Source organism: Shewanella amazonensis SB2B (genome assembly GCF_000015245.1).
GTDB lineage: Bacteria > Pseudomonadota > Gammaproteobacteria > Enterobacterales > Shewanellaceae > Shewanella > Shewanella amazonensis.
Genome location: NC_008700.1, coordinates 2917259 through 2938312, shown reverse-complemented (window position 1 = coordinate 2938312; position 21054 = coordinate 2917259). Strand labels below are relative to the sequence as shown.

The 21054-nt window shown below is 53.3% G+C and carries 18 protein-coding genes; 8 read left to right on the top strand and 10 right to left on the bottom strand.

From position 1 onward, the window contains the following. Nucleotides 1-124: 124 nt before the first annotated feature. The 3 genes from SAMA_RS12745 to nadK form a co-directional block, all read right to left on the bottom strand. Nucleotides 125-2932 (bottom strand): FAD-binding and (Fe-S)-binding domain-containing protein, encoded by a 2808-nt coding sequence (locus SAMA_RS12745; protein WP_011760551.1) that lies wholly within the window; start codon nucleotides 2930-2932, stop codon nucleotides 125-127. An 89-nt stretch (nucleotides 2933-3021) separates the two neighbouring features. Beyond that, nucleotides 3022-4665, bottom strand: a complete 1644-nt coding sequence (locus tag SAMA_RS12740) for an L-lactate permease (RefSeq protein WP_011760550.1) — start codon at nucleotides 4663-4665, stop codon at nucleotides 3022-3024. Between the two features lie 572 nt (nucleotides 4666-5237). Next, entirely contained in the window at nucleotides 5238-6116 is an 879-nt protein-coding gene (gene nadK, locus SAMA_RS12735; RefSeq protein ID WP_011760549.1) for an NAD(+) kinase, read from the bottom strand. 100 nt (nucleotides 6117-6216) lie between these two features. On the opposite strand from nadK, the gene grpE reads away from it, so the two are divergent. Beyond that, entirely contained in the window at nucleotides 6217-6819 is a 603-nt protein-coding gene (gene grpE / locus SAMA_RS12730; protein WP_011760548.1) for a nucleotide exchange factor GrpE, read from the top strand. A 60-nt stretch (nucleotides 6820-6879) separates the two neighbouring features. On the opposite strand, the gene dxs is transcribed toward grpE, so the two are convergent. The 3 genes from dxs to xseB are packed head-to-tail and all read right to left on the bottom strand — an operon-like array spanning nucleotide 6880 to nucleotide 9888. Next, nucleotides 6880-8748 carry a 1-deoxy-D-xylulose-5-phosphate synthase gene (gene dxs / locus SAMA_RS12725; RefSeq protein WP_011760547.1) on the bottom strand — a complete coding sequence of 623 codons (1869 nt, stop codon included), beginning with the start codon at nucleotides 8746-8748 and terminating at the stop codon, nucleotides 6880-6882. Between the two features lie 19 nt (nucleotides 8749-8767). Continuing rightward, a complete protein-coding gene (gene ispA / locus SAMA_RS12720; protein WP_011760546.1) occupies nucleotides 8768-9649 on the bottom strand; it encodes a (2E,6E)-farnesyl diphosphate synthase in 882 nt (293 codons plus the stop codon). Beyond that, on the bottom strand, nucleotides 9649-9888 hold the full coding sequence (gene xseB / locus SAMA_RS12715) for an exodeoxyribonuclease VII small subunit (protein WP_011760545.1): 240 nt from the start codon (nucleotides 9886-9888) through the stop codon (nucleotides 9649-9651). Before xseB ends, ispA begins: the two co-directional genes overlap by 1 nt. A 298-nt stretch (nucleotides 9889-10186) precedes the next feature. On the opposite strand from xseB, the gene pomA reads away from it, so the two are divergent. The 3 genes from pomA to thiI all read left to right on the top strand — a co-directional run bounded on the left by pomA (nucleotide 10187) and on the right by thiI (nucleotide 13590). Further along, entirely contained in the window at nucleotides 10187-10954 is a 768-nt protein-coding gene (gene pomA, locus SAMA_RS12710) for a flagellar motor protein PomA (RefSeq protein WP_011760544.1), read from the top strand. 4 nt (nucleotides 10955-10958) lie between these two features. Continuing rightward, nucleotides 10959-11897, top strand: coding sequence for a flagellar motor protein MotB (locus tag SAMA_RS12705; RefSeq protein WP_011760543.1), 939 nt, complete (start codon nucleotides 10959-10961; stop codon nucleotides 11895-11897). A 238-nt stretch (nucleotides 11898-12135) separates the two neighbouring features. After that, nucleotides 12136-13590: a tRNA uracil 4-sulfurtransferase ThiI gene (gene thiI / locus SAMA_RS12700; RefSeq protein WP_011760542.1), complete on the top strand. Its 1455-nt coding sequence runs from the start codon at nucleotides 12136-12138 to the stop codon at nucleotides 13588-13590. 210 nt (nucleotides 13591-13800) lie between these two features. On the opposite strand, the gene SAMA_RS12695 is transcribed toward thiI, so the two are convergent. Beyond that, nucleotides 13801-14064 (bottom strand): hypothetical protein, encoded by a 264-nt coding sequence (locus tag SAMA_RS12695; protein WP_011760541.1) that lies wholly within the window; start codon nucleotides 14062-14064, stop codon nucleotides 13801-13803. Nucleotides 14065-14279: 215 nt separating this feature from the next. Between SAMA_RS12695 and SAMA_RS12690 the strand changes: the two genes are divergently transcribed. The 4 genes from SAMA_RS12690 (at nucleotide 14280) to rlmM (ending at nucleotide 17412) form a co-directional block, all read left to right on the top strand. After that, the gene (locus tag SAMA_RS12690) at nucleotides 14280-15191 is read left to right on the top strand and encodes a transcriptional regulator GcvA (protein ID WP_011760540.1); all 912 of its coding nucleotides are present in this window, start codon (nucleotides 14280-14282) and stop codon (nucleotides 15189-15191) included. Beyond that, the gene (locus SAMA_RS12685) at nucleotides 15172-15855 is read left to right on the top strand and encodes an alpha/beta fold hydrolase (protein ID WP_011760539.1); all 684 of its coding nucleotides are present in this window, start codon (nucleotides 15172-15174) and stop codon (nucleotides 15853-15855) included. The genes SAMA_RS12690 and SAMA_RS12685 overlap by 20 nt, the downstream gene beginning before the upstream one ends. Next, a complete protein-coding gene (locus SAMA_RS12680; RefSeq protein WP_011760538.1) occupies nucleotides 15848-16234 on the top strand; it encodes a DUF423 domain-containing protein in 387 nt (128 codons plus the stop codon). The genes SAMA_RS12685 and SAMA_RS12680 overlap by 8 nt, the downstream gene beginning before the upstream one ends. A gap of 92 nt (nucleotides 16235-16326) precedes the next feature. Next, nucleotides 16327-17412, top strand: coding sequence for a 23S rRNA (cytidine(2498)-2'-O)-methyltransferase RlmM (gene rlmM, locus SAMA_RS12675; RefSeq protein WP_011760537.1), 1086 nt, complete (start codon nucleotides 16327-16329; stop codon nucleotides 17410-17412). Between the two features lie 80 nt (nucleotides 17413-17492). Here rlmM and SAMA_RS12670 read toward each other — a convergent pair whose 3' ends face one another. The 3 genes from SAMA_RS12670 to SAMA_RS12660 all read right to left on the bottom strand — a co-directional run bounded on the left by SAMA_RS12670 (nucleotide 17493) and on the right by SAMA_RS12660 (nucleotide 20761). After that, nucleotides 17493-18068 (bottom strand): hypothetical protein, encoded by a 576-nt coding sequence (locus SAMA_RS12670; protein ID WP_011760536.1) that lies wholly within the window; start codon nucleotides 18066-18068, stop codon nucleotides 17493-17495. A gap of 662 nt (nucleotides 18069-18730) precedes the next feature. Continuing rightward, on the bottom strand, nucleotides 18731-19342 hold the full coding sequence (locus SAMA_RS12665; protein ID WP_011760535.1) for a peptidylprolyl isomerase: 612 nt from the start codon (nucleotides 19340-19342) through the stop codon (nucleotides 18731-18733). 408 nt (nucleotides 19343-19750) lie between these two features. After that, a complete protein-coding gene (locus SAMA_RS12660) occupies nucleotides 19751-20761 on the bottom strand; it encodes an isocitrate dehydrogenase (RefSeq protein ID WP_011760534.1) in 1011 nt (336 codons plus the stop codon). Between the last annotated feature and the right edge of the window lie 293 nt (nucleotides 20762-21054).

The following is a 21054-nucleotide window of genomic DNA, read 5'->3' as shown; positions in this document are numbered from 1 at the left end:
TAATTTAGTAAATGCGATGGCGCTTTTTTGCAAAAATGCAAATATTGCAACATTATGTTATTTAAATAAAAAAGCCGTCATTTAGACGGCTTTTTGTATTGGAGCTATTCCGGTTTACCGCTGATTATCCGCGGCTGCATTCTTCCAGCAGATACACCAGGTGGCGGTACGAAATACCACTGTGTTTGGACAGGCCCACCTCGCACATACGGTTGGCATAGTAGCCTTCGGTGGCTGCAGCAGGCAGCAGCTTTTTGATGTTTCTCAGCGCCGACGCATTGATTTCAGGCTTGTAGAGGCCCTTTTCACCTGCGTAGCCGCAACACTCAATGCCTGCAGGTTTGTGCACCTCTTTGGCGCAGGTATCGGCGATGGCCTGCATCTTGGCTTCCACCTTGAGATGGCGGGCGCTGCAACCCAGGTGCAAGGTGACCAGGGGCTTTTGGCGGATGCTCAGACGCGACAGTACGTCATCGTGCAGAAACTCCACCAGGTCGAGGATTTCCACATCCGGATCGCCACCCAAAGTACGCTTGGTACAGGACAGGGCATCCACAACCACCTTGAGTTTACCGTTTTCCGACTTGGCCTTGAGCGCCTCAATCAGCTCCCGGCGCTTGCCATCGGCATTCTTGAAATCGCCCTTGGATTCCCACATCTGGCCACAGCAGAGACTGCGGGTGTGTTCGGGGATCACCACGTTGTAGCCGGCGCGCTCAAGCACCTGTACCACAACCTCCGGCAGTGGACGTTTGTCTTTGTCCAGCGGCGTGGGGCCGAAGGTGCGTCCGCCACAAGCCGGGAAGTACACCAGGGTTTCCTGGCCAACCTTGTGTGGTGGCAGTTTGGGCAGGGCGCCACCTTTGGGGAAGCTCGGATCCCAGTAAGGTACTTCCTTGGACACCATGCGGCCTACTTTCATCAGCGCCGAGGTGACTGTGTCGCCGGTGAGCTTGTGAATAACGCCCAGAGTATCAAAGCCTGTGCTTATCACCTGGTTAACAGCGCCAAAGTGTTTGGCCTGGAAGTCCAACACTTTTTGCTCTGTGGTGCTGATATAGGGAGTTCTGAGCTTACGCACCAGTTGGCCCATGCTGTTGTCCACCGGGCAGGCGATGGTACAAAGCTGACAGGCGGCGCAGGTGTCAACCACATCGTACTTGGCGGCATCCCGCATGCGGCTGGCGGCTTCTTCATCACCGCTCGCCTCGAGGCGGCTGATTTCCCGCAGGGTAGCGATACGCTGTCTTGGGGTCAGGTTCAGTGCTGAGGTCGGGCAGGTTTTTTCGCAGAATCCGCACTCGATACACTTGTCCACCAGGTCGTCTACCACGGGGCAGGGCTTGATGTTTTTCACGTGGACAGTGGCGTCGTCGTTGAGGATTACGCCGGGGTTTAACAGGCCGCTTGGGTCAAACAGCGACTTGATGCTCTTCATCAGGGTATAGGCTTCGCTGCCCCATTCCATTTCCACAAAGGGGGCGACCGCGCGGCCAGTGCCGTGCTCGGCCTTCATGGAGCCGTCGTACTTGTTGATCACCATTTCCGCCACGGCCTGCATAAAGCCGTGGAAGCGGTCGATGTCGCCCTGACTGGCAAAGGTGGGGGTAATGATAAAGTGGAAGTTACCTGCCAGAGCGTGGCCGTAAATCACGCCTTCTGGATAGCCGTGCTCATGGAACAGTGCAGTGAGGTCTTTAGCCGCTGCCGCCAAATGCTGCACCTCAAAGGCCACATCTTCAATGATGACGGAGCTGCCCTTTGGACGCTCGCCACCGATGATGGGAAAGAGCCCTGAACGCATCGCCCAGTACTTGCTGTAGACGGCCGGATCGGTACTGAACACGATGGGGCGTTCGGTTGGGATATGGGCAATCTTGCCAATCACTTCTTCGGTGTAGGCCTGAAGCGTGTCTGCATCGGCGGCGCGGGATTCAATCAGCAAAATGGCTGCGCCTTCGGGCAGGCTTGAGAGCCAGTCCGGCATGCCCTTCTTACCGGTAACGGCACGAATGGATGCCCAGTCCAGCAGCTCGGCAGCGGCCACGCTCTTGCCAATCAGGAAGGGAATGGCACTGGCAGCCTCTTCCATCGAGAAAAACACCGCCATGGCCGATGCTTTAAAGCGGGCCTCATCCACAGTGTGATAGGTGACCTGCTCGACAAAGCCCAGGGTACCTTCGCTGCCGACCATCAGGTGGTTGATGATGTCAAAGGGGCAGCTGAAATCCACCAGGGCGTTCAGGCTGTAACCTGTGGTGTTTTTAATGGCGTACTTTTTACGGATCCGCGCGGCCAGGCCGTGGTTGGCTTTGACCATGGCGGCAAGGTTGCTCAGGTCATTCAACAGGGCGCCGTGGCTCTGTTCAAAGGCCTGCCTGGAGGCTTCAGAGCCCGTGTCCAGCACTGTGCCATCTGCCAACACCATACGCAGAGAGTCAATTGTCTGGTAACTGTTTTGTGCGGTACCGCAGCACATGCCGGAGGCGTTGTTATTGACGATGCCACCTATCATGGCCGATGCCAGGGTTGCCGGGTCCGGTCCGATTTTTTTGTCCAGTGCCTTCAGTGCGGCGTTGGCGTCGGCGCCAATCACGGCCGCGCCCAGGCTCACCTTGGTGCCATCGCTGCTGACTTTCAGTTGGCGAAAGCCATCATGGCCGAGCATCAACAGGATACCCGGGCCAATGGCCTGGCCAGACAGACTGGTACCGGCGGCGCGGAAGGTGACAGGAGCGCCATGCTCTCTGGCGATAGCCAGGGTTTGCTGTACCTCATCGAGGGAGTCGGCATGCACGACTACTTCGGGAACAATACGAAAATAGCTGGCGTCCGTTGACCAGGCGAAACGCCTGACGGGATCGTCACTGACTGCTTGGGGGCCCAAACGGCTTTTGAGCGCCTCGATAACCGCTTTGTAATCGACAGACATAGTTTGCTCTCTACACAGGTGACTCAAGTTGGAGTCGTCAATCCTTTGGGCCAGCCAAACCAGGCTGGCCCTTTATGGCTTCGGCGGGATTAGAATCCGCCCCAAAGGGTTGCTATGGTTCCGGCAAGTAGGGCATACCCCAGCGCAACCGGCATGGTCTTGCGGATAATTTCTGACTCACGTCCAGCCATGCCCACCACGGTCGCGGCGGCGACCACGTTCATGACGCACATCATGTTACCGGCGTTGGCGCCTATGCCTTGCAGCGCCAGGGTCAACGCATGGTTGGCGCCAATGTTGTCGGCCACGCTGTACTGCAGGCCAGAGAACATCATGTTGGAGAAGGTGGCGCTGCCGGACAGGAAGGCTCCGAAGATACCGACCACTGGCGCCATCCAGTTCCATACGGCGCCCATGGAGCCCGCGAGCATATCGGCCAGCGCTACAGGCATGGAGGCGAGTCCCGCCTCATTGGCGCCTGAGTTCAGGAAGATTTTCACCATGGGCACAGAGGCACCAAGAGAAATCACTGTTGGGATCATGGACTTGAGTGACACAGTCACGGAGTTGCGCATGGCATCAGAGCGCATTTTGAACAGCACAAAACCCAGCAGACACACCAGCACAAAGAAGGCGCCCGGTGCATAAAGGGTAGCAAAGCTGGCCTTCAGATCTGTGCCCAACAAGTGAGTCCAGCTGATGTTAAAGCCGCCAAGCCAGGCTTTGAGGGGCGCTATGGTGCGGCTGGCAACCAGCAGAGCGGCCATCACCAGGTAAGGTGTCCAGGCAGCCAGCTGGCTGAAACGTACCTCGGTATGGGGTACATCGTTACCGTTCTCGGTGGATTCTTCGAAATCGTGCCAGGAGGTTTTGGGCAGCAGCCAGCCTTTGCGGGCAACCGGGATGACCATCGCCATACCAAGCAGGGCACCGATTACCGAAGGAAACTCGGGACCGGCGATAAAGTTGATGATCCACGCAGGCACAGTAAAGGCAAGGCCGGCAAAGATGGCAAATTTCCAGATGGCGAGGCCTTCGGCAAAGGACTTCTTACGGCCGAAGAAACCGGTCAGGACAGTGACCATGACCAGTGGGATCAGGGTTCCTGTAATAAGGTCGATGCTAATCATGTGCATGGCGATATAGCGGGCATAGTCGCTGAAATGGCCACCATGTTCGGCTATCTGAGCTGCCGCCATGCTGGTACCGCCTTCAATCAGGCCTTGCTCCATACCAAAGAGCACTGGCAAGCCGATGGCACCGAAAGACACACTGGCGGAGTCGGCAATGAGTGCCACCACCGCTGCGGCCACAGGTGGAATGCCCAGCAGTACCAACAAGGGCGCGCCAATGGCGGCCGGCGTACCAAAGCCAGCCGAACCTTCAATAAAGGCGCCGAACAGCCAGCAGATGATGATGACCTGCACCCGTGCATCAGCACTGATATTGGTAAAACCGGCGCGGATGGTATCCATGGCACCGGAATACTTGAGGGTGTTCAGCAGGAACACTGCCCCGAAGATGATGGACAGTGGCGTCAGGGCAGACAGCAGGCCCTCCACCACGGAAGCGGCCAGCATTTGGGTATCCATTTGCCAGACCAGAATGGCGGCGAGCGCCGTGACCACCGCCGAAATGGGCATGGCCTTGGATGCAGGGAGCCTGAGCAGCACCAGGAACAGCATAACGCTGATCACAGGCGACAAGCTGGCGAGAAGTTGAACGAATGTCATGATTGCCTCTTCTTTGGTTGCGTGTTTTTGCCGACATCGCTGTCGACCCATCGCCCTGATTATTGTTTTGCGCGGCGATTTGCATGGCTAAATAAACGTTGTTTGGCCGATCAAAAACTTGATACAGATCATTGGTAACAATAAACCCCTGAGCAATATCAGGCATTGGGAGTTCGCTCCAGTCGCCTTTTGGCTGGAATGTGATCTCTGTCGGCTTTGTTTTGGCATCCTTTATCGCATTAGGTAATAAGAACCTGTGGTTCTATTTATTTATGTGCAAAAAAGCCCGCTATGATGGCATAAACGGAAAAATCTGATCCTATTATTTCAGCCTTGTAGTTTAACTCGTCATCAATCAGCTGTTGCTAATGAGTGCTTCATCACAAAATTTGGTAAGACCAATTGATTTTAAACGGGAGTGTGATGTTAATTTACTGATATTGATTGTTATTTTTTCGCTTCAAATTCGACGCGTGGTTGAGCGTTGCCACAGCTACAGGGTTGGACTGTACTGGTAAAAGTCTTGTTGAGTTTCGGTTTTGAAACTCAACTGGTTTTATTTCAGGGGATAATCAGAAAAGTTTGCTGCCCCAACCCAGTTTGTTTCTCAGTACGTGGAAGTAATTGTAGTTTTTGGGATGGATCAGGCGCAGGCGTTCACTGCTTTGGCGAATAAAAATTTCATCCCCGGGCAAGACAGCCAGGGTGACGTGACCATCGCAGCTCACTTCCAGGTTCTCACCATTTTCCGGTGAGACCACCAGTTTGATGGTGGAATTAGCGTCCACCACTATCGGGCGGCAGGAGAGGGTATGGGGGAACATGGGCACCAAAATCAGCGCCTGAAGGTTGGGAGTCAAGATGGCGCCGCCCGCTGACAGCGAGTAGGCCGTAGAGCCTGTGGGGGTAGAGACTATCATGCCGTCGGCACGCTGAGAGTACATAAACTGATTGTCGATATAGACTTCGTACTCAATCATGTGGGCAATTTTGCCCGGGTGCAGTACGGCCTCGTTGACGGCGGTGTTACTGGCTTTCATGGTGCCATGGCGGTGTACTTCCGCTTCAAGCAGAAATCTGTGCTCGGTGATAAACTCGCCATCGAGCACGGCCGCCAGGCTTTCTTCAAAGCCATCGGGTGGCAGGTCGGTCAGAAATCCCAGATTGCCGCGGTTAACCCCGATCACGCCCACATCGAAGCGGGCCAGCACCCGGGCAGCGCCCAGCATATTGCCATCGCCACCCACCACAATGGCCAAATCACAGCGATTGCCTATGGCCAATAAATCGACCGCTTCGACCTTGGCACCCAGCTCACCGGCGACCCTTTCTTCCACAAGCACCTCATATCCCTGACTGCCGAGCCAGTGATGTAAACGCTTGAGCGTCAGGTTGGTACCGTTGTGGTGGGGTTTGCCGATCAGGCCGATGGTGTGGAATTGGGATGTCATATCGCGGAAACTGCGCCTTCAAGGCCTTGAAACGCCAGAATTGATCCCCATAATATGCCCTGTGTATGCAGAAACAAAGCATTTTTAGCTTGGAGTAGAGATGAGCAACGAATCGACCAACCCCCAACAAGAGCCCCTGGAACAGGTACAGGACACCGAAGTCGTCACTGATGAGGCGGCGCTGGTAGATGAGCTGACCCAGGCAAACTTCCGTATCGAGGAGTTGGAGCAGGCTCTGGCCGCTGCCGAGGCCAAGGTGGAAGAGCAAAAGGACTCTGTTGTCCGTGCCGCCGCTGAAGTGGATAACATCCGTCGCCGCGCCGCCATGGATGTGGAAAAGGCCAACAAGTTTGCCCTCGAAAAATTTGCCAACGAGCTGTTGCCGGTCCTGGATAACATGGAGCGCGCACTGGCAGGCACCAACGCCGAAGACGAAGCCACCAAGGCCATGTACGAAGGCGTGTCTCTGACCATGAAGACCTTGGTCAATGCCGTGGAAAAGTTTGGCGTGAAAGTGGTGGACCCTATGGGCCAGCCCTTTAACCCAGAGCAGCACCAGGCCATTGGCATGCAGCCAAATCCCGAGGTGCCCGCCAATCATGTGATGGTGGTTCTGCAAAAGGGCTATGAGCTCAATGGCCGTTTGTTGCGTCCTGCCATGGTGATGGTATCCCAGGGCGGCGGTGTAGACACCCAGGCCTGATAAGCTGTCAGATAGCAAAAAGGACTGCCTGTGCAGTCCTTTTTTGATTGCGGCTTAATATCAGCGCTCAATAAAGGCGCGGATTTGCCCCTCAATACCGGCCGCATCCAGACCCAGCTCGCTCAGGATCTCTTCCGGGCCACCGTGCTTGATAAATTCATCGGGTATGCCGATTTGCAGCAGGGGCTTCAGGCGGTTCTTGCTTGCAAGGAACTCAAGCACACCAGAGCCTGCGCCACCCATAATGGCGTTTTCTTCCACAGTCACCAGTACATCGTGGCTGGCAGCAAGCTCCAGCAGCAAGGCTTCATCCAGCGGCTTAACGAAGCGCATATCGGCCACTGTGGCATTGAGTGACTCTGCTGCCGTCAAGGCGGCGGCCAGTGTGGTGCCAAAGTTCAGAATGGCAATCTTCTGCCCCTGACGACGCATTACCCCTTTGCCGATGGGCAGGGCAGTCATCTCTTCAATCTGCTCGGCACCTGTGGCGCTGCCCCTTGGATAACGCACGGCGCTCGGGCCTTCGTTGTAGCAGTAACCGGTGTAGAACATCTGGCGGCATTCGTTTTCATCGCTTGGCGCCATAATCACCATATTGGGAATGCAGCGCATGTAGCTTAAGTCGAATGCGCCCTGGTGGGTGGCACCATCGGCACCGACAATACCACCGCGGTCGATGGCAAAGAGCACTGGCAGTCGTTGCAACGCCACATCGTGGATAAGCTGGTCGTAGCCGCGCTGCAGGAAGCTGGAATAGATGGCCACTACGGCTTTGTAGCCTTCACAGGCGAAACCGGCGCCCAATGTCACGGCATGCTGCTCTGCGATGGCCGCATCAAAGTATTGTTGTGGAAAGCGCTGGGAGAATTCCACCATGCCTGAGCCTTCGCGCATGGCCGGGGTAATGGCGAGCACTTTTTCGTCTTTGGCGGCGATATCGCACAGCCACTTGCCGAAAACTTGCGAGAAGGTGGGTAAACCAGGCTTGGTCGCCGGTTTACGGAACTGGGTTGGGTCGAACTTGGGTACAGCGTGCCAACCGATAGGATCTTTCTCGGCGGGTTCGTACCCCTTGCCCTTTTTAGTCATGATGTGCAGGAACTGCGGGCCCTTGAGATCACGCATGTTACTCAGGGTTTCCACCAGCCCATTAACATCATGGCCATCGATGGGGCCTATGTAGTTAAAGCCAAGCTCTTCGAACAGGGTGCCAGGTACTACCATACCCTTGAGGTGCTCTTCGGTACGCTTGGCCATTTCCTTAATCACAGGCATGCCCTTGAGTACCTTCTTGCCACCTTCGCGAATGGTGGTGTAGAGGCGGCCGGACATGAGTTTGGCCAGATGGTTATTGAGTGCACCGACGTTTTCAGAGATAGACATCTCATTGTCATTGAGCACCACTAACATGTCTTTGTGCAGGTCACCCGCATGGTTGAGGGCCTCGAAGGCCATACCACCGGTAATGGCACCATCACCTATCACGGCAACCACTTTGCGGCCCAGGGCTTCCTTTTCGGCGGTCACTGCCATGCCAAGGGCGGCAGAAATCGAGGTACTGGAATGGCCCACGCTGAAGGTGTCGTATTGACTCTCTTCGCGCCAGGGGAAAGGGTGCAGGCCATTCTTTTGGCGAATGGTGTGCATCTTGTCACGGCGGCCGGTGAGAATTTTATGGGGATAGGCCTGATGGCCCACGTCCCAAATCAGACGGTCAAAGGGGGTGTTGTACACATAATGCAGCGCAACGGTCAGTTCGACCGTGCCGAGGCCAGAGGCGAAATGGCCGCTGGAGATGCCCACTGAGGTCAGCAAAAACTGCCTGAGTTCATCTGAAAGCTGTTTCAATGCCGACTGAGGCAGCTGGCGCAGCTCTTCCGGGGTGCTCGCCAGGGCAAGCAATGGATAATTCGAAATGTCCAAACTCATAGCGAGATTCTTTTCTTTCTTATACTCGTCGCGCGACGATATAACGGGCGAAGTCTGCAAGTAGCTGACTATTGTATGGCATTTTGGCCAGCGCTGATAGTGCGTCGGCTACCAGTGCATCGGCAGTTTGCCGGGCGCCATCGAGTCCCAACAACTTAGGATACGTGCTCTTGTTGGCATCCAGATCAGAACCCTGCGGCTTACCGATTTCTTCGGTGGTAGCCGTGATATCCAGGATGTCGTCCTGAACCTGAAACGCAAGACCAATGGCATCGGCATAGGCACGAAGTGCCGCCGTGTCGGCATCGGAGGCATCGGCGGCAATCAGCGCAAGCTCCACGGCAGCACGAATAAGGGCGCCGGTTTTCAGGTTGTGCAGCCGGGTCAGTTCATCGAGGCTGATGCTCTTGCCTTCACCAGCAAGATCCAGTGCCTGCCCGCCACACATACCCAGATATCCCGATGCCCTTGCCAGGGCCGCAATCATGGCGACCTGCGCTTTTGGGGCGAGGCCTGCATCGGATTCACTGATGATTTCAAAGGCCAGTGTTTGCAACGCATCACCGGCGAGTATTGCCGTGGCTTCATCGAAGGCAATGTGTACCGTAGGCTTGCCACGGCGCAGGTTGTCGTCATCCATGGCGGGCAAATCATCATGGATAAGGGAATAGGCATGAACACATTCAACGGCGGCGGCGAGTCGGTCCAGCTTGGCCTTATCTACCCCGAGCAATTCACCCACGGCGTATACAAGGAAGGGGCGTATACGTTTACCGCCAATCAGGGCACCATGGCGCATGGCGGCCTTCAACGCGGGGGCGGTTTGAGGCAATGCATCTATATGTGCGGCAAGGACAGCGTCGACCCGGGACTGACAGTCGGCGAGGGCAAGTTTGAGCATTATTCTCCCTCGGGTAAAAAGTCGTCGAGTGGGGCATCCGGGGCCTGAGTCAGCAAGATGGCCACTTTTTGTTGGGCCTGTTCCAGCTTGGCCTGACTGGCTCGCACCAGTCCAATACCCCGCTCGAATTGTTTCAGGGCATCATCTAATGAGACCTCACCTTGTTCCAATTCGGTGACTATGCGTTCCAGCTCTGCCAAAGACGCTTCAAAACTCAAATTTTCCGGTTTTTTGGCCACGGTATTTCTTCCTGCTGTATCGGCGTGCACAAGGTATCTCAGGAGGCTGACAGGGTCAAATTATGCGGGGGAATATTTGCCTTGGAGCACGCTTTGTTGCTGAATTTTTGTTAGAAAAAATAAATTGGCGCTAAACTTGCCGAAGCGCTGTCCGATAACTGAGAATAGCGACAGGGTCTTGCACCTACGTCCTTTGTTATAGGTTTTGGCTTAATACCTGAGAGTGACCCTGGATTTTTGGCTTGCCGTTGGTTTCCTTTGCCTTCGGTTCTCATGACTGCGTAATTAAGGAGCATCTGTGGATTTAGCAACCCTCATTGGTCTGTTGGGCGCTTTTGCCTTTGTGGTGATGGCGATGGTGACCGGCGGCGGTCTGGCCATTTTTGTGGATATTCCTTCCGTTTTTATCGTATTTGGTGGCTCGCTGTTTGTGGTGATGATGAAATTCAACCTCAAACAATTTTTCGGGGCAGTAAAGATTGCCGCCAAGGCGTTTATGTTCAAAATCGACAAGCCGGAAGAGTTGATTGAGCAGTCAGTTGCCATGGCCGATGCGGCCCGTAAAGGGGGCTTTTTGGCGCTGGAAGAAGCACAAATTTCCAACAGCTTTATGCAAAAAGCCGTCGACATGCTGGTCGATGGTCATGACGGCGATGTGGTGCGCGAAGCGTTGGAAAAAGATATCGCCCTCACTGAAGAGCGTCACAGAACCGGCATAGGTATCTTCCGGGCCTTTGGCGACGTTGCCCCGGCGATGGGGATGATTGGTACCTTGATTGGTCTGGTAGCCATGCTCTCCAACATGGATGACCCCAAATCCATCGGTCCAGCCATGGCGGTGGCCCTGTTAACGACCCTCTATGGCGCTATGTTGGCCAACATGGTGGCGATTCCGGTTGCGGATAAGCTGTCGCTGCGTATGAGTGAAGAAATGCTGAACCGTAACCTTATCATGGATGCGGTACTGGCAATTCAGGATGGCCAAAACCCCAGAGTGATCGAAGGTTTCCTGAAAAACTATCTGGCGGAAAAATCCCGCAAGATAGACACCACGGACGGGGAATAGCGCTATGGCCAAGGCCAAGTGCAATTGTCCACCTCCGGGGGCGCCTCTGTGGCTTGCCACCTTTGCCGACCTGATGTCGCTGCTGATGTGCTTCTTCGTGCTGCTGCTGGCGTTTTCCGAAATGGACGTCATGAAATTCAAGCAGATAGCCGGTTCTATGAAGTATGCATTCGGGGTACAGAATAAGGTTGAGGTGAAAGATATTCCCAAGGGCACCTCCGTGATTGCTCTGGAGTTTCGTCCTGGCAAACCCGAGCCTACCCCCATTGAAATCATCAACCAGCAAACCAATGAGATGACCGAGCCAATCCTCGATTTCCAGGAAGGGGAGAGTGAGAGTGCCGGCGGCGTGCAGCAGCAACAGGGCTCGCAACGCGGTGGTGAAGCCTCATCAACAGCACAGGAAACCGCTGAAAGCACCCAGAGTGATTCCTCTTCATCCCAGGAGCTTATCAATCAGCAGGTGAAGAAAATGGCTGAGCAGCTCAACGAGGAAATTGTTGATGGCGCAATTGAAATTGAATCTCTTGGCCAGCAAATCATTATTCGTATCCGCGAGAAAGGCGCATTTGGCTCAGGTTCGGGGTTCCTGCAACCCAGGTTCAGGCCCGTTATTCGCGCCGTGGGTGAATTGTTAAAGGATGTCCCCGGCATCATTACCGTATCGGGCTACACGGACGACATGCAAATCAGCAACGAGCTTTACAGCTCAAACTGGGACCTCTCCAGCAAGCGCGCTGTGTCGGTTGCCCACGAGCTGGTAAAGGTGAAAGGCTTTGATTCATCCCGGATGAAGGTGGTGGGCATGGGTTCCAATAATCCGTTGGTGCCCAATGAATCCGCCGAAAATAGGGCCAGAAACCGCCGGGTCGAGATTGCCATTGAGCAAGGCAAACCCAAAGAATCCGATGAAATACAGGTTGGTACCGATAGCGGTAATTAACCTTTGTCTTCAAAGCCCGGCCACTGCGCCGGGCTTTCTATTTGTGCCCCAGTCTTGCTTTGAGGTGTCTTTTTAATGGCAGGTGTTGATGCCGGGCACCATAGTCACGCTCTCCAAGTGGGCAACTGAAGGGGGAATCGCTGCCTCTGCCCCTCGGGGCTGCTTTTTGATATACTCCCGCGATTATCTTTTAGTTCGAACTTTAACCCTCGGCGCAAGCCTGTTTTTTGGAAGTCCCATGAAGTTTATCGTTAAGCTGTATCCCGAAATCATGATTAAGAGCAAACCGGTAAGAATGCGTTTTACCAAGATGCTCGAGTCCAATATCCGCAATGTGCTGAAAAAAATCGATGAGGATGCCAAGGTACAGCGCCAATGGGACAAGATCATGGTGAAGGTGCCCAAAGACAAGCCTGAGCTTACCGAGCTCTTTGCCGAGCGTCTGGCTCATATTCCAGGTATTCATCATGTGCTGCAGGTGGCCGAGTACGACTTTGAAACCGTGGATGATATCTATCAGCTCGCGCTGCCTGTGTATCGCGACATGCTCAAGGACAAAACCTTTTGTGTGCGGGTAAAGCGTGCCGGTCAACACGATTTCAACTCCATCGAGGTTGAGCGTTATGTTGGCGGCGGTTTAAACCAGTTTACCGAAGCCAAGGGCGTGCAGCTGAAGAACCCGGATGTGACCATCCAGCTCGAAATCGATCGCGACAAGCTCTATATGGTCAGCCAGCGCATCGAGGGTTTGGGGGGCTTCCCCATTGCCGCTCAGGAAGACGTGCTGTCTTTGATTTCCGGTGGCTTTGACTCGGGCGTGGCCAGCTTCCAGTTTATTAAAAAGGGTTCCCGTACCCATTATTGTTTCTTCAATCTTGGTGGCGCCCAGCACGAAATCGGCGTGAAACAAGTGGCCTACCACCTGTGGAAGACCTACGGCGAGTCGCACAAAGTGAAGTTTGTGTCTGTGCCCTTCGAAGAAGTGGTAACAGAAATCCTCGAGCGTATCGAAAACGGTCAGATGGGTGTGGTGCTTAAGCGCATGATGATGCGCGCCGCCACCCGTGTGGCCGAACGCATGGGTATTCAGGCTCTGGTCACTGGTGAGAGCCTGGGTCAGGTGTCGAGCCAGACCCTGACCAACCTTAATGTCATTGACCGCAGCACCGACCTCTTGATCCTGCGTCCGCTGATCAGCATGGATAAACCGGACATTATCCGCGAAGCGCGCCGCATAGGTACCGAAGATTTCGCGGCCTCCATGCCCGAGTATTGTGGTGTGATTTCCCAGCGCCCTACCGTGAAGGCGGTACTCTCCAAGGTGGAAGCCGAAGAGCAGAAGTTTTCTGAAGACCTGCTCGACCGCGTGCTGGCGAAAGCAGAAGTGATTGATATCCGTGATATTGCTGTTGCCACCAGTGAGCGAGTGACTGAAACCGAGACCGTCTCCAGTGCGGCCGGAAACGAAGTTATCATCGACATTCGCGCGCCAGAAGAAGAAGAGTCCAGACCCCTGGACGTGGACGGCGTTGAAGTGAAGGTAATCCCCTTCTTCAAACTGGCGACTGCTTTTGCCGAGCTCGATAAAGACAAAACGTATCTGCTTTACTGCGAACGTGGCGTTATGAGTAAGCTGCAAGCCCTGTATCTGCAAGAGCAGGGCTACAATAACGTGAAGGTATATCGTCCCTGAGCAGACGCTGAACGTTCAGGCGGCATCTGGCAAAGGGCACTGATAAAAAGCCGTGTCCCGAAGAATATGCCGCCAGCCTCAATCTGATAGTTAGCTGCGAGACAGGCTTTTACAGTCTGGGGGCAAAATTCAGACAACAAAAAAGCCGCATTATTGCGGCTTTTTCTATTTACCAGTTTGTTCGTGTTAACCGGCAATCAATTCGATGTGTTACTCGGCCTTGGTCGCAGTGGCGTCGCTTTTGGCGTCTTGCTGATTGGCCAGTAGCAGGGTAGTGCCCTGGTTGTCGGCGCGCAGCTCGTCCTGGATTTTGGCCATGCTCAGGGTCAGCTCAGTAGTGATAGACTCATGCAGGGCTTGCGTATCAAAGACGATGGCGTCAGCGCTCAGCGTCGTGGTTTCTTGGTTGGCATTGGCGGTTGTACAAAAAGCAGCAAACAGCATCAGGGCAAAAGCGGATTTCAGGTTCATCATAGTAAGCGCCTCCGGGCGTATCAGTTGGGTCACCCCTTCGCTTCATCTGTCAGCGTATCCGGGGTCACTCGTCAGGCATGCTTACTCCGATTAAAAGCCGCCCGACCATCTCGTTTGTTGGCGCAAAATTTACGCAAAAAGCCTTTCATTAACAAACGATAAAATGTAACAATGCGGATTAGAAAAACTAATTAAAAAATGAGAGTGGGATCACCATGTCAAGACGACTTCCTCCGCTGAATGCCGTAAAGGCCTTTGAGGCCGCTGCACGGCACCTGAGTTTTACCCGCGCTGCCGAAGAACTCTTTGTTACCCAGGCTGCTGTGAGCCATCAAATTAAGGCGCTGGAAGACTTTCTTGGATTAAAATTATTTCGGCGAAAGAACCGTTCTTTGCTGCTCACCGAAGAAGGACAGAGCTACTTTCTCGACATCAAGGATATTTTTACCCAACTGTCCGACGCCACCGATCGTTTGTTGGCCCGCAGTGCCATTGGCTCGTTGACCGTGAGTATGTCGCCCAGTTTCGCGATTCAGTGGTTGGTGCCAAGGCTTGCCAAATTCAGTGAGAAAAATCCTGACATCGATGTGCGTATCAAGGCGGTGGACAGCGAAGAAGGCTCTCTCACTGATGACGTGGATGTGGCCATTTACTATGGACAGGGCAGTTGGCCAGGTCTTCGGGCCGATAAACTGCGCAACGAAGTGCTTATTCCAGTGTGTTCCCCCATGCTCCTCAATGGCCACAAGCCGCTTGAAACACCCGCAGATCTTAAGCATCACACCCTGCTGCACGACATGAGTCGCCACGATTGGCAAGCCTGGTTTCGCCAGTGTGGCGTAACCGATGTAAACGTGAACCAGGGGCCGATTTTCAGTCACTCTTCATTGGTATTGCAGGCCGCCGCCCATGGTCAGGGTGTGGCGCTGGGCTACAGCGTGCTGGCGCGCCCGGATATCAAAGCGGGTCGTTTGGTGGTGCCTTTTCAGGAAGTGTTGGTGAGTAAAGATGCCTATTATCTGGTGTGCCAGCAAAACCATGCCGAGCTTGGCAAAATTGTGGCGTTCCGCGAATGGATGCTGGACATGTTTGCCGAGGAGTCACGCAGTGAACTCTTGCCCGCCTGAAGTGAACAACAACCCACAAACCCCTCTGCCATCCTGGCTTAAACTCGATGGCGTGCCGGGGGATGTGATGGTGCTCTTTGCCCACGGCGCGGGTGCCGATATGGATTCTGACTTTATGGCGGCCATGGCGTCAAGGCTTGCCAGCCAGGGTGTGGCTGTGGTGCGTTTTAACTTTCCTTATATGGAACAGCGCAAGTTGGATGGTAAGCGCCGTCCTCCCAATCGAGCCCCTGCGCTGCTCGAGTGCTTTCGCGAAGCCATTGCCATAGTTGATGCAAACTATAGACCCAAGCAACTGTTTCTCATGGGTAAGTCCATGGGAGGGCGTATGGCTGCCATTCTGGGCGCCGAGTTTGATGTGGCACAAATTGCAGGGATCCTTTGTTTGGGTTACCCCTTTTTACCGCCCAAGGGGAAAGAAGTTCGCCTTGAGCCTTTGGCTAATTGCCAACTGCCACTGTTGATAGTGCAGGGTGAGCGCGACAGCTTTGGCACCAGGGCGCAGGTTGCTGCCTGGAATGTGCCTTCAGCCGTGAAATTCTGCTGGATTGCCGATGGTGATCACAGCCTGACTCCGCGCAAGTCGTCAGGACTTACCGAAGCGGATAACCTGATAGCTGCTGCCTCGGCCTGCCTTGAATTTATGGGAGAAATGAATGAATAGAGGTTTGTTTTTATTCGCATCTGTGACCGGGTTTCTCGCCGTTGCCCTCGGTGCTTTTGGTGCCCATGGCCTTAAAAATCTGGTGAGTGCCGAGATGGTCTCGGTGTTTAAATTGGCGGTTGAATACCAGTTTTATCACACCTTTGCCCTGCTTGCTGTCGCGCTTGCCTGGCCCTTTATCGCATCTCGTTTACTGACCTGGGCGGCTGGATTTTTTATTGTGGGTATGGCGCTCTTCTCCGGCTCTTTGTACGCACTGGTTATGACAGGGGCCAAATGGTGGGGGCCTGTTACCCCGCTGGGCGGTACCTGTTTGCTTCTGGGATGGCTGCTGTTGGGGGCGGCGGTATGGCGCAGCCGGGTCGTTGACGGCAAATAGCCAAGAGATGGCCGCGCTGTGATATACTCGGCGCCAATTTCTGATTTTGCGGCCTTTGGGCCGCTTTATGTTAGCGCCAACGAAGAATCGCAATGAAAAACCTGTTCTTATATTGCCGTGCCGGTTATGAAAAAGACTGTGCGGCTGAAATTCAGCAGCGGGCCGCCGAGCTCGGCATTGGTGGTTTCGTCAAAGCCAACCGCGACGATGCTTATGTGGTATTTCAGGGATTCAGCCCTGATGATGGTGATCGCCTCGCCAAAGAATTGCCTCTGGACTCGCTGATTTTTGCCCGGCAGATGTTCGCCTGTGGCGATTTGCTTGATGACTTTTCACCTGAAGACAGGGTTACCCCTATTGCTGAGAGCCTGACGGAAGTTGAACGGGCAGGGGAACTGCGGGTAGAAACCCCAGATACCAATGAAGCCAAAGAGCTTTCTGCCTTCTGCCGTAAATTCACAGTGCCCCTGCGTCAGGCATTGAAAAAGCGTGGTGTGCTGCTGGACAAAGAAAGCAGCCGTCGTCCCATAGTGCATGTGTGCTTTGTGGCGCCCAACAAGGCTTTTACCGGTTATTCGTTGTCAAACAACAGCTCTCCACACTTTATGGGGATCCCGCGGCTAAAATTTCCGGCGGACGCTCCGAGTCGTTCGACCCTTAAATTGGACGAAGCCTTTATCCATTTTATTCCCCGTGAAGAGCACGAAACCCGTCTTCGCAGTGGACTCAATGCGGTGGATTTGGGCGCTTGTCCCGGTGGCTGGACTTATCAATTGGTGCGCCGTGGCATGATGGTGCACGCCATCGATAATGGCCCCATGAACCATGATCTGATGGAAACCGGACAGGTGACGCACCACCGCGCTGACGGTTTCAAATTTGAGCCAGCCCGCCGTAATATCTACTGGCTGGTATGTGACATGGTGGAAAAGCCTGCCCGTGTGGCTGAATTGATGGAATACTGGGCGATTCAGGGCTGGTTTAAAGAGGCGATTTTTAACCTCAAACTACCGATGAAAAGCCGCTACAAAGAGGTGTCGCAGATCCTCGCCAATATGCATGCCATCCTTAAGGAAAATGGCATTCACGAGTTTCATCTGGCCTGTAAGCACCTTTATCACGATCGTGACGAAGTGACTGTACACCTGTGGCTCCGCCCAAGTTCACCTTGGATTTGATAGTCGGATCAAGGCTTGCTCGAGCACAAATAAAGGCGCCCAATGGCGCCTTTATTTTATCTGGGTACTCCATTTGAACACTATGCAAAAGTCGGTAACGACTTATAGAGCTTGTCGGCTTGTTCAAACAGCGCATTGTGATAGGTTTTAAAAAGCGCGTGCCAGGTTAACCTCGCATCAAATGCATCCAGGATATCCGGCTTACCGTATTTGCCATGGTTCTCAAAATAGATGGATGACGCTAAAGCAACAGTGCAAACCTTAAGGTTTGGTTTGGCTAATAACTCCGGTATTTGTTTTCTATCTCTGGCTAATTTGTTGCCATCCTCTTCGGAAAATCGACCGAAAGCCTTTGCTTCGATAATGACGATTGTATCTTCTGAAAACAGACAGAGATCGAACGTGCGCTTCTGAGAATACTGCGATGCGCCAATCGGTGAAGAAGCTCTATGCCACTGGTAGTCCCGGTATAAGCAAACCTCGTAGCCTATATCCCAATACACATTTTCTTTTAGGTTGAGCGATGTCTCGCTGTTAATAAGCCTTACCAAGGCTGCAGGATCAGAGTTGACTTGCTCGTATAAACAGGAGCAGAAAAACCTCTCTTCTCTGGTCCAATCTGACCAATTCAAGTTGTTCAAATAGGATATGGACATAAGATTTAACTCGATGATATTGCTACTTTAGGTGCAACTTACCAAAAAGGTGGACCCTGTCAGAGTGGACGTATCATAGCCTTTTCTGAAACAGCAACAAGGCTTCGCAGCATAAAACTGCTGGTAACATATGTATTCGGTGGTTATCGGCGAATACATGCAGCTTATTGTGTTTGCGCCAAGAGGTAGCAATTAATATTTGCTTGGCTTGCTGTCGTGTACCCGGTCCTTTCGCCGCGTACAATTCTTTTAGCACTCCAACTGGTACGCTCAACGGTCAGAATAATAAAGTCAGCGACTTGCAGTGGATGAGGGATAGTAAGGCCCTATCCGTCTTGCTTGCCATTTCGAGTAACGGTTATTCGCGGGAGCTTGCGAGCCCGTAGATTGCCTTGTTGCGAGCACTTGCCATGATGGCGACGCATACATCAACCTCACTGAGATACGATATTTTCCAATATCATCACATTGTGTTCGGTCAAAGTAAGACTCCCATGTGAGCATTGCAAGATGACTTCGTGCAGGGATATACAATACTTTTCCTTGCAGGGGCGGCGCAGTTTACCCAAGATGCTCTGTTTAAATCCGGGTTCAGTGTGTTCAAGACGGAACAAAAAAAGCCACCCTGGAGGTGGCTTGGAATTGGCTGCAAACTGACTTTGTCAGCCAGCGGGACAATTCATTTCGGTTACCGACTCAATCACGACTTCATCCACAGGCACATCGCTGAAGCCGTTTACATTGTGTACCGGGGCGATACTGATTTGGTCCACGACTTCCATTCCGGAAAGTACCTTGCCAAATACCGCATAGCCGTAGCTGCTGGCAGAATAATCAAGCTGGGGGTTGTCCAGCACGTTGATAAAAAACTGCGAGGTAGCTGTATCCGGCGCTGCAGTGCGTGCCATGGCGAAGGTGCCACGCTCGTTACTGAAACCCACGCTGGCTTCGTTTTTAATCGCCGCATCCGTATCTTTTGGCTCTAGGCCGCTGGTATACCCGCCGCCCTGAATAACGAAGTTGTTTACTGCGCGGTGGAACAGGGTGCCATCGTAAAAGCCTTTGTCGACATATTGTTTGAAGTTATTGCCGGTGATGGGGGTATTGGTCGTGTCGATGGCAAGTGTTATGTCCCCGAGATTGGTGCTCATCAGGTAACAGGCATCGACCTTGAAGGTGACTGGGTTATCCGGTACTTCCGGCGCAGCGTCGTCACTGCCACCACCACAGGCGACCAGGTTTATGCCGATTAACAATCCTATGATTTTTTTCATCTTATATCCCTTACAGCACCTCAGGGTGCGACTGCTTTTAACTGTCTGCCGGACACTTGGCAGGCAGGCATTGTGACCAGAAATTGATGGGTGGGCAATTGCGATTGATAGCTAAATAGTTAATTGATACAAAGAGATACAGTGGTTTTTGGTTTGTTGCTGTAAGGCTTTGATGGGATAGTAGAGTTAAGTGGTTGTTACTTTAGTGGGTTTTAACTGGTGATGATACCTTGCGGAGCATGCAGCGTTGATATTGCCGGGGGCCTTTAGGCCATTGAGGGGAGATGGCAATTGAACTCATGCTGAAGTTTGCATGGGCATTGGGTATTGGCGATTGTGGGAAAATAAAAAGGATGAGCCTTGGCTCATCCTTTTTCACTGTTTGCTGCGTCAGATGACGCTGGGCTCTCAGGCGAGTCTGTCGAGGACGGCTTGAGTGAAGTCGGTGGTACCGTGGGTGCCGCCGAGATCGCGGGTAGTACGGTCGCCTTCTTCAATCACAGCCGCCACGGCATTGCGGATAGCCGCTGCTTTGTCAGCCATGCCCAAGTATTCCAGCATCTGTACAGAGGCCAGGATCACGGAAGTGGGGTTAGCCAGGTTTTTACCGGCGATATCCGGGGCACTGCCGTGTACGGCTTCAAAAATAGCCGCACTGGCACCGATGTTGGCACCGGGCGCCATGCCCAGACCACCCACCAGACCGGCACAGAGGTCAGACAGAATGTCACCAAACAGGTTGGTAGTTACAATCACATCGAAGTTTTCCGGGTTCATCACCAGCTTCATACAGGTGGCGTCCACAATCATTTCTTCGGTGGTGATGTCGGGATAGCGCTGGCTCACTTCACGGGCCACTTTCAGGAACAGGCCTGAGGTGGACTTCATGATATTGGCCTTGTGCACTATGGTCACTTTCTTACGGCCTTCCTTGCGGGCCAGCTCGTAGGCAAAAGTGGTGATCTGCTCAGCACCCTGACGGGTGATGATGCTGGTGGCTTCGGCAGTGCTGCCGTCATCTGATACTTTCTGGCCGTAACCGGAGTACATGCCTTCGGTGTTTTCACGGACAGTGATGATGTCGATATTTTCGTATCTGGCCTGGGTTCCCTTGAAAGAGTTCACTGGACGTACGTTGGCGTACAGGCTGAACTTTTTACGCAGGGTAACGTTGATGGAGGTAAAGCCTTCACCAACGGGAGTAGTCAGTGGACCCTTCAGGGTAATACGGTTCTTTTCGATAAGATCCAGCGTACGCTGAGGCAGCAGTTCACCATGCTTTTCCAGAGCCGTCAGGCCAGCATCGGCAAATTCATATTCGAAGTCGCAACCCGCCTTATCGAGGATTTTCAGAGCGGAGTCGATGATGCTTGGGCCGATCCCATCACCTGGGATTACGGTAATCGTTCTTTTAGACATGGATATTCCTTCCACGGTTGGTGGTTACTGCAATTGTCGGCTTCCGCAAGCGGAAACAAGACTGGAATTATGTGATTTATGTCTCGATTAGTTTAAACACTTTTATACACTTTTCACAGGAAAAGGTGAGCAAACACTCGGTTTTTTCTGTAGGCTAACATGCATAAATCAAGGCTAAGAAAGATGATTCAAAGCCTAAGCCTTAAAAAGTCTACTTTAGTCGAATAACAACTTATAAAGAGGACGACCTTTGAAGCCTTCCGCTCTATTTTGCGCTCTGGCAAGCGCCGCCA